This window comes from Veillonella sp. (assembly GCF_032470285.1).
Classification (GTDB): Bacteria; Bacillota; Negativicutes; order Veillonellales; family Veillonellaceae; genus Veillonella.
On sequence record NZ_JAWEKP010000004.1, the window covers coordinates 147,075 to 161,998 of the forward strand.

A 14,924-nucleotide genomic window follows, 5' to 3' on the forward strand; every position below is an offset into this window, starting at 1 on the left:
TTGTGAAGGTTTTTTGTAGTAATGATAAAAAAAATAATGTTCCAGATGGTTATGATGATTATATAGATATTAATTGTTCTTCGGATATTGGATTTCATTTTTGGGATAAAAAGATGAAGTTTAATGGTAAGTTTTCACCATTGGCTGTTGATTTGCTCTATATTTCAGTATTTGTATTTGCGATGGATCGAAAAATTTTACGTAATAAACAATTGGATAATTGGACAAGAACAATTGAATTAAATGTACCGGTTTCAAATATTGATTTTTGGAATAGCAATAAGCCCTTGTTAGAAGAAATGATTAATTTTTTAAGTGGAGATAATTGGGAATTTTCCTTTAGGGAAAAGGTTAAGTTGGATGAAGATATATATTATAAAAGTAAAAGATATGAAAAAACTGATATTAAGTATTATGATAAAGTATGTTTATTATCAGGTGGACTCGATTCATTTATCGGAGCTATAGACTTATTGGAAGAAGAAAAGAATAAAATTTTATTTATTAGTCATTATGGTGGTGGAAAAGGAACCAAGGAATATCAAGATAAGGTGTTTACGTGTTTGAAAGATACTTATGGACTAGATGATTCTGATTATATACAATTTTATGTAGCTTGTAAGCATGCATTTGAAGATACAACGAGAACTCGTTCTTTTATGTTTTTTTCACATGCAATAGTAATGGCATCTGCATTTAATGTAGATACAGAAATGTATATTCCTGAAAATGGCTTTATATCTTTAAATATACCTTTATCAGGGGCTAGGTTTGGAAGTAGTAGTACCCGTACGACGCATCCGTATTATATAAAAAAATTAAAGGATCTGGTAAAAAAAATGGAATTAAAAATATCAATCAAAAATCCATATCAGATTAAAACAAAAGGAGAAATGGTATTAGAATGTAAAAATCAAGAGCTATTAAAAACAAATTATGTTAAAACAATGTCTTGTTCTCATCCTGATTTAGGACGATATAGTAAACATAGTGAAACAATGCATTGTGGTTCCTGTATACCTTGTATAATTAGAAGGGCTGCTTTGTTTAATGCTTTTGGAGAGGATAAAACCATTGTTAGAGATTTTTTGTTGACTAAGTCTGAAGTGGCAAAGTTAAATAAAAATGCATTTTTACAGAAAATAAGAAAATTTAAGAAAAGTAGTGCGATACTTGAAATACAAAAATCCGGTGTTTTAGATGAGAATTTAAATAGTTTGGCTGAAATGTATTGTCGTGGTATTGATGAAATTAATAGATTTATATCGGAGATTATAAGAAATGATTGATATAATAGATTTTCATTGTCATCCAGATCTATACAATGATAAATTTTCTTTATTAAAAAAAGCTAAAGAATATAATATTGGGTTAATTGCAATGACAAATATTCCCCAATTATATAAGAAGTATAATAATTTGTTTGGGGATGAGCCCTATATAAAAATTGCATTAGGATATCATCCACAGTTAGTTCTGGAGTATCCAAATGAAATGAAGCTATTTTTACAATATATAAAACATGCACGTTTTATAGGTGAAGTCGGTTTAGATAAATCATCCTATTCAATTTCTTATATTGATAAGCAGATAGAAATATTTAAAGAAATAATAATAGAATGTAATAAGATTGGCAAAAAAATAATTTCTATTCATTCAAGAAATGCAGATGATATTATATTTGATTTTTTACAAAAAGGTAGTTGTATATATATTTTACATTGGTATACAGGTAAGGTTAATAAACTCTTAGCAGCTATGTCTAAAGATGAGAATATTTATATTTCTATTAATCTAGATATGATTAGTACTACTAATGGTAGAAAGATAATAGAATTAACTCCATTGTCAAGAGTAGTTTTAGAAACAGATGCGCCATTCACCAAGAGGACAAAAAAAGTATATTCTAGAGATATTTTTTTTGAAACTATTAAAGGCATAGCCAAAATAAAAAAATGTACACTTCAACATGTAATAGACGTAATAATAGATAATTCTAAAAGGATTATCGAAGATAATTATTAAAACCACATTGCTGATAAGCAGTTTTATTTTCATGAACTATTTGATTCGAGGAATTATGCATATTACTAGATCTTTTGGCAATCATTCCAAATATTCTCTCCATGATGCGCGAGTACAGAAAATAGAATACACAGATGATAATTTGATCCTTATATTTGATTATATTTTCTCCTATGAAAATGGTACTGAACAGACTCATAAGGCTCAAGTTGTATTTGAGACGTGCGATATAGATTTTTTTGAAATTCTCGTGTTTAATAATACAATTCTAGATACTTTCACAGGTAAAAGAATTGAGTTACCTCAGTATCAGCAGGAATATAGTGAAAGTGAATTTGAGGTCATTACGGAGACCTATAATTGGGGACACGCTGTTTTCCAGGGTTGGTTATGGACCGAAGGGAATCCCGTACACTGTATAATGAACATATACTTTAAAGGTGATATGGTATATGTAGTTGAATGAGGCTCGAAATGAGTAATTTAGATTTTACTATTGGCTGTACAGTTACTTTCTTTAGCAAGAAGAGGAGAACTCCACCTAATTTAAATAATGGAATGTACTATCCTCATATCGTTATAAAAGGTACTGAGGAATATCTTGGTATTAACTTTATTGATGGTGAGGATGTCATCTTTAATAAACAAATAGAAGCTAATGCGCTGCCACTTTATGAAACTGTAGATTACTCTGCTCTACAAGCAGGTACTGAGTTCTTTATCATGGAAGGCGGAAATATTGTTGGTGAAGGGATTGTAAAAGAAATCTTTCAACATAAACCATATGGGAGTAAATAACTATGGGCTATAAAAATGTATGTGTAACCTGCCGGATCTCCTTGTCGGAGGGCACAAACTATGAGTTGTTTAACAGAAATAAAACTTGCCCTACATGTAAAGGTAAAATGTACTTTGTGAACGAGAAGTTCAAGGCTCCTAAAAAATCTAATGATAAAGAATGGAAGATTATCGAGTATTTGTTGTTGAGCGGCTATGACTTCCGAAATCCTTATTGTGGACATGAGCAATGTATTTATTTTGAATTCCCTAAGAATCTACAAGAGGCAGAGGCGTTTATTCGTGAGATGCGAAAGTTAAAGTAATCACTATTATTGGAGTTTAAATGATTAAGATTGTTGATGGAAAACCGTATTTAGATCAAGTAAAAGAGTTGATTACAGAGACAATGGCTTGGTCGCGATTTGTCCTTTCAGAATTTAGATAAGGAATTAGCCGATATTGCTGAAAAATATACGGCACCCAATGGTGAGTTATTGGTTGCCATTGATGAAAATGAGATAGTGCTAGGAATGGTGGCCTATTATCAGCATAGTGATATGCGCTGTGAAATGAAACGCCTCTACGTACGTCCCGCAGGGCGTGGACATGCGTTAGGTGATCGTCTTATTGAAAGCATCATGGACCACGCTAAGGCCTCTGGATATAAAGAAATGGTGCTAGATACAATTGAACCGTTGCAAGCAGCAATCCATTTGTATAAGAAGCATGGCTTTGTTGAATGCGAGCCGTATTATCATAACCCTATGGACGATGTTATCTATATGAGCAAGAGGTTGTAGAAAAATACGTTTGGCACTTATAACTTAGGAGCGCAGTAGCATGAATAAACAGCAAGCAAAAGGATACCTTTTAGAGATAGTATTATCAAAACTTATCGAAGTGAATGGTTATGAAGTAATTACAGAGAGCAATATTCCTTATGAACCTGGTGTACCGCATGGCGAACAAGAAATAGAAAGTAAACATAATGGTTTAAATGTTCGAGGACGTGGAGGTTATCATCAGTTTGACACATTGGGGACTTTTAGAATCACGCCTCCTTTTGTATATCCTTTGCGCTTATTTGTAGAAGCAAAGTGTTATGCAAGCACAAAAGTTGGTATTGATAGAGTTAGAGTGGGCGTTGGGATTTTAAATGATATTAATACTAACTACTCTACTGTAAATTTGAGTACGGAGCAATTATCTGTTAAACGTTATCAATATCATTATGCTATCTTTTCTACATCTGGTTTTTCAAATCCTGCACAACGTTATGCAATTGCTCATAAAATACATTTAATTGATTTATCTAGTGATGTATATAAAGATATCATAAACCTTATTCAACAAATAATAGATGAATTGATGGATGATTCAGGTATAGATGATACTGAATTTAATAGTTTCAAAAGGACATTTTCAGAATTAATTCGTGATGAAGTGGCATATTATAGGAGATCTTCTTATTGTTGGGATGAATATTTATTTGATATTGATTTAAAAAAGCTGATAATGGATTTAAAGAATAATATTGAAAATCAATTTATATATTTGGCTACAATAAATAGTGTATATATGATTCCTCTATTAGCTAATTCAGAATTTAATGAGTTATTGAAAGCTAATCCGCACCAACAAGTATCAATACATTTTGATCCAGATAAACCTGATGAATGGATTATAGTACCAATAGTTAATAACGATGAGATTTACAGCCTTAGTATTCGGTTTACTCTTCCGGAATTGCTTCGTGAATATATGTATCACGATGCTGAAAAAGCGATGATGGTAAAAGAGAAATTGATTAATAAAATAGTTTTTATTGCTTACTTAGATAAAGAAAATCCTACACTCTGTACATTAACCTTTAATAAGGCTACTACTTTAAGAAATCCTTGGACTTTTAGATAATATAAAGGCTTTTTATGACTATTAAGTATACTGAAGAAAGATATTTTACGTCTCAGCAGGTAGCAGAGTTATTTCTATCTGTTCGTTGGGTGGTAGGTAAATATCCTGACCGATTATACAAGGCTTTGATGAACTCCTCGCGCGTGATTACTGCTTGGGATGGAGACCGTTTAATAGGTCTTATTCGTCTTATGGACGATAGTGAGTTGGTATGCTTCATCAATTATGTTTTGGTTCATCCTGAGTATCATGGCCGAGGTATTGCAGGGCAATTGCTTGAAATGGTGAAAGATGCTTACAAATCGTATTTGTACATCAATGTTATGATTGGCGAAAGCAAGAATGCGACCTTTTATGAGAAGCATGGGTTTAAGGTAAAGGAAAATTCCTTACCGATGCAATATCGTAATGTACCTAAATATACGAAAAGATGATTGGTCGGATAATTTGTATAGCAAGTAACTGGTCAAATTGTTAATAAAAGGCTACACGTACATAGAGTTATGTGTAGCCTTTGTTTTATAAACGGTATATGATAAAACCGATATGTAGATACGATGGAGAAGGATATGGATATATTAATACGAAAAGCGACAACCTCTGATTTAGATTTAGTGACACATATAGAAGCGACTTGTTTCCCTCCGGCTGAAGCTGCGCCTCGTGAGGCTTTTAAGGATCGATTAGATCATTATGCAGGTCAGTTTTTAATTGCCTTTGACGGCGATACACCGATTGGTTTTATCGATGGATTTGTAACGGATGATGAAGTCTTAACGGATGAGATGTTTGCTGATGCTTCGTTACATAACCCTAACGGCGCATGGCAGATGATATTTGGCTTAAATACAATGCCAGAATATCGAAATCGCGGTGTAGGTGGTCAGTTAATTGGGGCGTTTATCGACCTTGCGAGAGAGGAAAACTGAAAGGGTGTAATTCTAACCTGTAAGGAAGAAAAGATTCCTTTTTATGCCAAGTTTGGTTTTGTGAATGAAGGGGAGTCAACGTCGGATCATGGCGGTGCTAAATGGTATCAAATGCGCCTTGAATTGCAGAGGAAAAGTTATTAATCGATAAAAATAAATTATAGAATTTGACGGACATTTTTACCAATTGTCCTAATGAGAAGCTAAGACTCCGCTTAGTGGTTGAGTTTTAGCTTCTTTTTTGCTGAAAAGTGTAGATTTTACAAGGATAGCAGTACCCCTATACGTTTATTGACACTGTATATCCCTCATGCTACGATGAGGAAAATCACATATGATTGGGTTAGGTGTCTATTGACTTAATAGAGAATTTGGTACAAGCCAAAGCGGTCACGCCACTGTAACAGCGAGGTACTTTGCATAGAGGGTGTAATGCTCTCGGTCACTGAAGTTTTTGGGAAGGCGCAAAGTAACGTTAAACTGGAGCCAGGAGAACTGCCTAATTAACAATTGCCAATTGACCTGCGAGAGACAGGGATGGGGATTGATATAGATGAATTTATACTAGCTATGCATAGTTGAAAGCTCATACTATATGCTAGCTTATTAGGCGTGGTAGTTAGTCTAACTGAGATGACAGCCCGTTTCCTCTTCGTGGGGAAACGGGCTTTTTATGTGCACTTATAGTGATAGTTTTGGTTGAGAGAAGAGAGGTACTTATGTTCAAACAAAAGAAGTTCATAGCGTATTTAGCCACGGTTTTCCTCCTAATTGTTAGTATGCTTATCGCTGCATGTGGAGGTCCTAGTGAGACGAAGAAAGATTCGTCTCAGATGAATAAGCCTATCGAGATTACTGACGTAACAGGACGTACGGTAACGCTTAAAAAGCCAGCAGAGAGAGTTGTTTTGCAATGGAGTGGTGCCGGTGGTCCATTCTTTACGATTTCCGCACTTATGGGTAAGGATACGCCAAAGGTTATTGCCGGCATGGATACATCTTTGCAGGATTATAGGGCGGATATGTGGAAACACTTTACTACCGAAATGCCTGAGTTAGCTAAGATTCCAGTAGTTGGTACTATCGGTGATAAAACATTTAATGCTGAGCAAGTTGTGGCATTAAATCCAGATGTTATTTTTATTCCTGTAGATTTGAAAGATCAGTACGAGTCTGATGCAAAAGCAAAAATGGATGCTGCTGGTATCCAGACTATTTATATAGATTACCATGCTGAAAAACTTGAAAGTCATCAAAAATCTATCGAAGCCATAGGTAAGGCTTTGGGTAAAGAGGAACGTGCCGCAGAAATCAGCAAGTTCTATACGGATCGCGTGACAAGAGTTCTCGATCGTGTTAGTAAAATTAACAAACCAAAACCAACAGTTTACCTTGAAGTTGGTATGAATGGTCCGGAAGAATTTGGTAATTCCTTTAGTAGTAATTACTCTTGGGGGGCATTAGCTACTATGGCTGGTGCTGATGTCATCACTAAGGATGTTATTAAGAAAACGTCTCCTATTAATCCAGAGTTTATACTTGAGAAAAATCCAGATATTATCATGATCATGGGTTCTTACTGGCCTAAAAAACCGACTTCTATGCGTTTAGGTTTTGAAGCAACCGAAGCATCTTCTCAAGAGTTATTGAAAGCTTTCACCACAGAACGTCAAGGTTGGAGCGAATTAAAAGCTGTTGAAAATAAACAAGTTTACTCTGCGCACCACGGTCTTCCACGTGAAGTCTTTGATGCAGCCGTATTCGAATATTTAGCAAAAACCTTCTATCCTGAAGAGTTTGCGGATGTAGATCCTGAAGCTACACTTAAAGAGTTCTATGACAAATTCTTGCCATTCTCTTATAGTGGCATCTGGTTTATGCATATGAATTAGGGTTGTGTTGTGTGTGAAGGAGCTGATGATGTAAAACCCAAATAAATGCTGTTATATATTGTGTTTATTAGAACTTATTAAGTTTGGAATCGAGGTATTCTATGGTTAAGAAAAAGAAATTTATGGCTTATTTAGCCACAGTTTTTCTACTGATTGTTAGCATGCTCCTGACTGCATGTGGTGGCCCTGGGGATGCAAAAAAGGATGCAGCTCAGACTGGTAAATCTATTGAGATTACAGACGTAACAGGTCAAAAAGTTACGTTGAAAAAACCAGCAGAACGCGTAGTAGTTCAATTGAGTGCTTCCGGTGGTGCGTTCTTGACTATGGCTGCATTGCAAGGTAAAGATGTAGCTAAGACTATTGTTGGTATGGACCCTTATTTGAGCAAATTGCGTACAGATATGTGGGATCGCTACAAATCTGAAGTGCCAGAGTTGGAAAAAATTCCTCTCATCGGTAACGTAAATGACAAAACATTTGATGTGGAAAAAGTAATTTCCTTAAACCCAGATGTTATTTTCATGCCTTTATACTTTAAAGATCAATATGAATCTGATTACAAACCTAAAATCGATGCAGCTGGTATCCCAACTATCTATATCGATTACCATGCTGAAAAGCTTGAAAATCACCAAAAATCTATTGAAGCTATCGGTAAAGCATTGGGTAAAGAAGAGCGTGCAGCAGAAATCAACAAGTTCTATACTGACCGTTTAACAAGAGTCATGGACCGCATTAGCAAAATCAATAAACCAAAACCAACTGTTTATATTGAAACAGGTAACGAAGGTCCAGAAGGTTTAGGTTTTGCGTATAGTGCAAATGTAGCCTGGGGCGCATTAGCAACGCAAGTAGGTGGCGACCTTATTACAAAAGATGTAGTTCAAAAAGCAGGCCCTGTTAACCCAGAATTTATTTTGGAAAGAAACCCAGATATCATCATGATTATTGGTTCTTACTGGCCTAAGAAACCGACTTCCATGCGTTTAGGCTTTGATACAAATGAAGCTAAATCTCAAGAATTGTTGAAAGCTTTCACCACAGAACGTCAAGGCTGGCCTGAATTGAAAGCCGTTCAATCTAAAAACGTATTCTCTACTCACCATGGTTTACCCCGTGAAGTATATGACGTTGCAGTATTCGAATACTTAGCTAAAACATTCTATCCTGAGGAATTCAAGGATGTAGATCCGGAAGGCACACTTAAGGAATTCTATGATAAATTCCTTCCATTCTCTTACGGTGGCGTTTGGTTTATGCATTTGAACTAAAAAGGAGTTTTTCGTAGTGACAGAAACTAACAATCAGTACGATTATAAGAAACAGAGCTATAAAAAGCTCATGTTTATTATCATCGGTCTGATCATTTGTGCGGTAAGTTTTGTTACCGATATTATTGTGGGCCCTGCATCACTCACCTTGAGTGATGTATGGCTCGCATTAACAGACCCAGCAGAGGTTTCCAAAAACGCATATGTTATCATTTGGTCGATTCGTCTTCCGACGGCCATTATGGCATTGCTCGTAGGTGCTTCCTTGGGCATTGCTGGTGCTGGCATGCAGACTATCCTTGATAACCCGTTATCTAGCCCGTATACACTTGGTATATCCGCAGGGGCTGGCTTCGGTGCATCTCTTATGGTTGTTGTAGGCGCTAGTGCATTAGAGTTTTTAGGTGTCTTTATGGTTCCATTTGGCGCCTTTGTATTTGCTAGTTTGACGAGTTTCTTTATCTATTCCATCAATAAGATTAAGAATTTTTCCTCTGAAACGATGATTCTCGCTGGTATCGGCATGATGTTCTTGTTCCAAGCGCTTCAATCCTTGATGCAATATATGGCATCTCCTGAGGCCCTTCAAAACATCGTGTTCTGGACTATGGGGAGTTTAGCTAAGGCAAATTGGGTGAACATCTCTATTGTTCTTATCGTGCTAGCAATCATGCTTCCGCTCATGATGCGTGAATCTTGGCGTTTAACAGCATTAAAATTAGGCGATGAAAAGGCTTCTGGTCTTGGTGTTAATGTTGAAAGCTTACGAGTAAAAGTGTTTGCTTTCATCTCCATCATTACAGCCGTTGCTGTTTCTTTCGTTGGAACCATTGGTTTTATCGGTATTGTAGGACCACATATTGCACGTATGCTTGTGGGTGAGGATCAACGGTATTTCTTGCCGTTATCTGCAGTGTGTGGCATGGCGATTTTGTCTCTCGCATCTATTGCGAGTAAGATGCTCGTTCCTGGGGCGATGTTCCCAATCGGTATTGTGACAGCAATCATCGGTGTACCTTTCTTCTTCTCGTTGGTATTAACTAGGAAAAGGAGCTATTTCAAATGATTGAAGTTCATAATCTAACCTTTGGTTATTCCGCTACGGAAGACAGACAAATCTTAAAGGGCGTTGATTTTGCTGCCAAAACAGGTAAATTGACTGCGCTCATTGGTACTAACGGTGCTGGTAAATCTACACTTTTAAAAACAATTATGGGTATCTTGAAAGGCAAGGGCGAGATTTCCGTTAATGGTAAACCTGTATCTCAATATTCTACAAAGGATTTTAGCAGTACAGTCAGCTATTTGTCTCAAGATAATGACTGTAAAGTCAATCTATCTGTTTTTGAAGTCGTTATGCTAGGGCGCATGGGATCCATGTCATTCCGTGTAAGTGATGAGGATATTGCAGCCACACAAGAGGTATTGGAACGGTTGAACTTACAGGGCTTTGCATCGCGCAGCATCATGGAGCTCAGCGGTGGTCAACGCCAACTTGTGTTCATGGCGCAAGCCCTTGTAAAAGAACCTAAAATCCTAATTCTTGATGAACCGACAAGTGCTTTAGATTTACACAAGCAATTTGACTTGTTAACATTGCTAAAAAATCTGACTCAAGAAAATGATTTTACAACGCTCGTAACATTGCATCATCTTGATTTGGCGGCTATGTTCGCAGATGAAATCATCGTGCTTAAAGAGGGTACAGTATACGCTCAAGGCGCGCCGAAAGACATCTTTACAGAAGCCATGATGGAAGATGTATATCGTGTTAAAACGAAAATTTATATCGATGACAATGGGCTACCTCATGTTATTCCATTAGAAGCTATTATTAATTAATAGGATTCTTTGTGATTGCGTTGAGCTTATTATAGTGTTGGTACTATCTGTTATAGATAGTCATTGACGTGAATCCAGTTATTAATAGGATGTAAGACTATTAGTTAAAAATAAAAGAGGCTGAAATCTTTGCAGAGCAGCATTGATTTCAGCTTCTTTTTGTTGGGAAAAGTATTGGTATTGTATTTAAATAATCTCTTTAACCTGTGCTATACCCTTATCAGTAAGCACGTAGTGTCCATTTGTCACATATAATAGACCTTGTTTCTTTAGCTGTGAAGCAGCTTGATGCGTATAGTCAGGTCTCCAGTTCAAATGCTCGTGAATGGTACCGATGCCGTTTTCAACGTGCGCAATAGGTGTATCCATATGCGTATAAATGTGGCACAGCATCATCGTTTCTCGATAGTGACGACGCAAATGACGTTGACGGCGGTATGTGGCGATATAGCCTGTCTTTGGTGTTGCAATAACAGCGATAATCAGTGCGATACCGATGGTGGTTGCAATGGAACCCGCGATGGATACGTCCATGGTGAAAGCTACTTCCGTACCGACGACAGCACAGATAATACCGATGATGATACTGCTAGTAAGCATGGCTTTCACAGAGTCCGTCCATAAATAAGCGATGACCGCAGGTCCTATCATGAGGCCGATGACGAGGATGGCACCTACCGCTTGGAACGAGGCCACAACGGTGAGGGATACCATGGTCATTAGCACATAGTGGATGAGGGCTGGCATAAAGCCGAAGAGCCCCGCTAGTAGCGGATCAAAGGTAGATAATTGCAATTCCTTGTAGAACAGCATGACTAATATTAAATTGATGAGCGCCACGCCTAGAGAAATCCATAGCGATACAGGCCCTAGATCGGTGCCGTTCACAATCCATCGATCAAAGGGTGCAAAGGCTATTTCGCCGAGTAATGCGGTATCTACATCGAGATGAGCGTTACCGCTGTATAGGCTGACTAGAATGATGGCGATAGAGAATAGAAGCGGGAAGATGATGCCGATAGACGCATCTTCGTTGACAAGCCCCGTATTGTGTATCATTTCCGTAAGCCATACGGTGCCTACACCAACTAAGGTAGCCCCGACGAGTAGAAATGGAGAGTTTAAATCTTCCGTCATAAAGAAAGCGAGCACGATGCCGAGGAATACGGTGTGCGTAATGGCATCGGCCATCATGGACATGCGACGCAATACGAGGAAGACCCCAGGGATGGCACATGCGATGGACACCGCAATGGCAATGAGTAATATCTCTGTATGAACTGTCATGGGGCACCTCCTATGCGAGGTTGTGCGTCCTCTGCTACGTAAATACTTTGCTGTGCCTTGAATTTGGGAGCTCTTGTGGTTTCTAACAATAATGCGTGCTTTGACCGTCTATTTTTGCGGAACTGCCAGAGCATACCTCTGTTAGGAGCAAAGATGAGGCTCAATAATACGAGAATCGATAAAATGACGATGATAGCTGGACCTGTCGGTAATTTTGGAACCGCTGTACTCCAGATAGTACCGCCGATGGCGGATATCATGCCGAAACATCCTGCTAATATACACATGGTGCCCAGTTTGTTCGTCCACTGTCTTGCCCCTACGGCGGGTGCAATGAGGAGGGAGCTAATCAAGATAGCGCCTACCGATTGAATGCCGATGATAATGGTCATGATCAATAGTGAACGGTATAAAATAAGGGTGAAAGTGACGGGAATTTGTAGTGTTTTGGCGTATTCCACATCGAAGGAGATGAGCTTTAACTCCTTCCAGAATAATGCGGTTAACACGATGATGATGAGCGCTGCTGCAGATGTGATGTACACATCGCGCGCTAATATGGTGGCTGCCTGTCCAAATATAAATTTTGAAAGCCCCGCTTGACCAGCATTGTTTAAGCTTTGTACATAGGTGAGCAATACCATACCGAGCCCAAAGAAGGCGGAGAGTATGGTGGCTAAAGCGCCATCAAATTTGATTTTGCTGTTTTCTACTGTGATGGTAATGAGCCAAGCCGCAGTGATAGAGGATAGGGCAGCACCTGCGATGAGAACTTCGATGTCCTTGATGCCCGTCAGCAAGAAGGCAATGACCACACCGGGTAGTGCCGCATGCGATAGGCCGTCACCGATGAGGCTTTCCTTGCGAAGTACCGCAAAGGTACCAGCGATACCGCTAGCGAGGCCTAATAGAGCCGTACCGAGCAGTACCATTTGCGTCGTATAGGATTGGAGTATGGTCATACAATCCTCCCCTTGCCGTAGGTGCGCTCAATAGCTTCGTCCGTAAATGTATCTGCTACGGGGCCATAGGCGACAGTTTGTTTGTTTACCATCGTTACCCAATCGAAATATTGGGGCACCGTATTTAAATCGTGGTGGACGACGATAACCGTTTTGCCTCGAGCTTTCATCTCTTGTAAAAGCGAAATAATAGCATGCTCTGTGGTTTTATCGACGCCCTTGAAGGGTTCGTCCATGAGGTAAATATCTGCCTCTTGGACGAGAGCTCTTGCGAGGAAGACGCGTTGTTGTTGTCCCCCTGAAAGCTGGCGAATTTGTCTGTCTACATAGTCGCTCATGCCCATTTTTTCAATCATGGAGAGGGCGAGTTCCTTATCCTTTTTGCTAGGTCGCTTGAACCAACCTAGATGACCATAACGACCCATGAGTACTACATCTAGTACGGTAGTGGGAAAGTCCCAGTCTACGCTGCCACTTTGAGGGACGTAGGCGATTTTTTTGTAATCGTTTTTGTCCATCGCTAAGTGGTGATCGATATAAAATTTTACACTTCCTGAGATAACTGTTAGTAGACCGAGCATGGCCTTTAATAATGTGGACTTACCGGCCCCATTAGGGCCGACAATGGCCGCTAAGGAACCGATGGGTACCTTCATATCTACGTCCCATAATACGGGTTTTGTCGTATATGCTACGGTCATATCTTCAACTTCAACGGCCCATTCCATGGAAACCTCCTTGTATTAATGAGTGCCACTAGCTAATATTGCTAGTAGCACATGTACTTACAATAACAAAGTAAATTTGAGTCTATTTAAGTTAGTATACGTAAATTTAATTTGTCTTATTTAATTAAGAAAATCTAGCAATTGATTATTTAAGTGCTTTGGTAATTGTATCAATATTGGCTTTTACCATGCCGATATATGTACCGCCTTCAGTGCCTTCGGAGCCGAGAGAGTCGGAATATAATTCGCCACCGATGGCAACATTCCAGCCTTTAGCCTTAGCTGCTTCTTGAACGGCTTCAATTGTTTTATGTGGTACAGAAGACTCTACGAAAATCGCTTTAATTTTGTGGTCTACGATATATTGAACCAGTTCATTCACATCTTGTGTGCCTGCTTCTGTAGCGGTACTTACACCTTGCAAACCTTTTACTTCAAAACCGTACGCACGAGCAAAGTATTGGAATGCATCATGGGCTGTTACAAGTACGCGAGATTCTTTCGGAATCGATTCTGCTTGAGCTTTAACGTACGCATCAGTTTCATCTAATTTAGTAAGATATGCGTCATAGCGTTTTTTGTAATCTTCTTTATGAGCTGGATCGGCTTTAGCAAGACCTTCGTATACTGCTTTTGCTGCCAGTTTCCAGTTAGCAACGTCAAACCAAATATGAGGGTCTTTTGTTTTTACACCATCTTCTTCGTCAAAGTCGAGCAATGTAGCTGGATCAATGGCATCAGATACGCGGATGGTCGCTTTATTTTGCTTTGTTAGATTATCAAAAATGGACCCCATTTTACCTTCCAAGTGAATGCCGTTGTATACTACAACATCCGCCTTAGACATAGCTGTTACATCGCCTGCACTCGCTTGATATAGATGAGGGTCTACACCAGGTCCCATGAGACCTTGAACGGTTACATGGTCACCGCCGATTTCTTTTACTAAATCCGTTAACATCGTCGTTGTAGCTACGACATTAAGTTTTTTCTGACTATCTTGGGCTGTGTCCTTTCCGCAGCCTGCAAGGGCAAATACTATAAGTGCTAATGATACGACGACTAATAAAATTCGATTAAATTTCATAATAAGCCTCCTTTTTTATAGATACTAAATTTAAAAACATTAATGACTTTGTTTGAGGGAAATATTTTGTTCTAATAATGAAATAATTTGAAGAAGGAAAATATCTCTCTGAATCTAAACGGAAAAATAGCCGCTACTAACGTAGCGGCTAGTGGCAGTTATACGGTCTTCTGCTAAGGTCAAAATAATCTAGGGAATAAGTGC

16 protein-coding genes, 1 pseudogene and 1 riboswitch are annotated in these 14,924 nt (G+C 38.4%); of the genes and pseudogenes, 13 read left to right on the top strand and 4 right to left on the bottom strand.

What is annotated here, in order from left to right; translation table 11 throughout:
- The first annotated feature begins 2 nt into the window (after positions 1-2).
- The 13 genes and pseudogenes from qatC to E7B10_RS06340 all read left to right on the top strand — a co-directional run bounded on the left by qatC (position 3) and on the right by E7B10_RS06340 (position 10,656).
- Positions 3-1,289 (top strand): Qat anti-phage system QueC-like protein QatC, encoded by a 1,287-nt coding sequence (gene qatC, locus E7B10_RS06280; RefSeq protein ID WP_278470221.1) that lies wholly within the window; start codon positions 3-5, stop codon positions 1,287-1,289.
- The gene (locus tag E7B10_RS06285) at positions 1,282-2,025 is read left to right on the top strand and encodes a TatD family hydrolase (protein ID WP_278470222.1); all 744 of its coding nucleotides are present in this window, start codon (positions 1,282-1,284) and stop codon (positions 2,023-2,025) included. Before qatC ends, E7B10_RS06285 begins: the two co-directional genes overlap by 8 nt.
- A 55-nt stretch (positions 2,026-2,080) precedes the next feature.
- On the top strand, positions 2,081-2,491 hold the full coding sequence (locus tag E7B10_RS06290; RefSeq protein ID WP_278470224.1) for a hypothetical protein: 411 nt from the start codon (positions 2,081-2,083) through the stop codon (positions 2,489-2,491).
- Between the two features lie 8 nt (positions 2,492-2,499).
- On the top strand, positions 2,500-2,823 hold the full coding sequence (locus tag E7B10_RS06295; RefSeq protein ID WP_278617642.1) for a hypothetical protein: 324 nt from the start codon (positions 2,500-2,502) through the stop codon (positions 2,821-2,823).
- Between the two features lie 2 nt (positions 2,824-2,825).
- Complete coding sequence (locus tag E7B10_RS06300) at positions 2,826-3,128, top strand: hypothetical protein (protein WP_278617641.1); 303 nt, start codon at positions 2,826-2,828, stop codon at positions 3,126-3,128.
- A gap of 99 nt (positions 3,129-3,227) precedes the next feature.
- Positions 3,228-3,605, top strand: a complete 378-nt coding sequence (locus E7B10_RS06305) for a GNAT family N-acetyltransferase (protein WP_287510519.1) — start codon at positions 3,228-3,230, stop codon at positions 3,603-3,605.
- A gap of 40 nt (positions 3,606-3,645) precedes the next feature.
- On the top strand, positions 3,646-4,719 hold the full coding sequence (locus tag E7B10_RS06310) for a hypothetical protein (RefSeq protein ID WP_287510517.1): 1,074 nt from the start codon (positions 3,646-3,648) through the stop codon (positions 4,717-4,719).
- Between the two features lie 14 nt (positions 4,720-4,733).
- Positions 4,734-5,153, top strand: a complete 420-nt coding sequence (locus E7B10_RS06315) for a GNAT family N-acetyltransferase (RefSeq protein ID WP_278461575.1) — start codon at positions 4,734-4,736, stop codon at positions 5,151-5,153.
- A gap of 135 nt (positions 5,154-5,288) precedes the next feature.
- A pseudogene (locus E7B10_RS06320) lies at positions 5,289-5,792 on the top strand (GNAT family N-acetyltransferase).
- A gap of 184 nt (positions 5,793-5,976) precedes the next feature.
- Positions 5,977-6,166, top strand: a riboswitch (cobalamin riboswitch).
- A 201-nt stretch (positions 6,167-6,367) separates the two neighbouring features.
- Complete coding sequence (locus tag E7B10_RS06325; protein ID WP_287510516.1) at positions 6,368-7,540, top strand: ABC transporter substrate-binding protein; 1,173 nt, start codon at positions 6,368-6,370, stop codon at positions 7,538-7,540.
- Positions 7,541-7,641: 101 nt separating this feature from the next.
- Positions 7,642-8,814: an ABC transporter substrate-binding protein gene (locus tag E7B10_RS06330; RefSeq protein WP_287510514.1), complete on the top strand. Its 1,173-nt coding sequence runs from the start codon at positions 7,642-7,644 to the stop codon at positions 8,812-8,814.
- A gap of 16 nt (positions 8,815-8,830) precedes the next feature.
- Positions 8,831-9,880, top strand: coding sequence for an iron ABC transporter permease (locus E7B10_RS06335; protein ID WP_004697920.1), 1,050 nt, complete (start codon positions 8,831-8,833; stop codon positions 9,878-9,880).
- The gene (locus tag E7B10_RS06340; RefSeq protein WP_287510513.1) at positions 9,877-10,656 is read left to right on the top strand and encodes an ABC transporter ATP-binding protein; all 780 of its coding nucleotides are present in this window, start codon (positions 9,877-9,879) and stop codon (positions 10,654-10,656) included. Before E7B10_RS06335 ends, E7B10_RS06340 begins: the two co-directional genes overlap by 4 nt.
- A gap of 186 nt (positions 10,657-10,842) precedes the next feature.
- Here the strand turns inward: E7B10_RS06340 and E7B10_RS06345 are convergent, their stop codons facing one another.
- From E7B10_RS06345 to E7B10_RS06360, 4 genes are all read right to left on the bottom strand, one after another.
- Positions 10,843-11,943: a metal ABC transporter permease gene (locus E7B10_RS06345; RefSeq protein ID WP_227037634.1), complete on the bottom strand. Its 1,101-nt coding sequence runs from the start codon at positions 11,941-11,943 to the stop codon at positions 10,843-10,845.
- On the bottom strand, positions 11,940-12,905 hold the full coding sequence (locus tag E7B10_RS06350; RefSeq protein ID WP_008715244.1) for a metal ABC transporter permease: 966 nt from the start codon (positions 12,903-12,905) through the stop codon (positions 11,940-11,942). Before E7B10_RS06350 ends, E7B10_RS06345 begins: the two co-directional genes overlap by 4 nt.
- On the bottom strand, positions 12,902-13,633 hold the full coding sequence (locus tag E7B10_RS06355; protein WP_004697906.1) for a metal ABC transporter ATP-binding protein: 732 nt from the start codon (positions 13,631-13,633) through the stop codon (positions 12,902-12,904). Before E7B10_RS06355 ends, E7B10_RS06350 begins: the two co-directional genes overlap by 4 nt.
- A 145-nt stretch (positions 13,634-13,778) precedes the next feature.
- On the bottom strand, positions 13,779-14,720 hold the full coding sequence (locus E7B10_RS06360; RefSeq protein WP_012863797.1) for a metal ABC transporter solute-binding protein, Zn/Mn family: 942 nt from the start codon (positions 14,718-14,720) through the stop codon (positions 13,779-13,781).
- Positions 14,721-14,924: the final 204 nt, after the last annotated feature.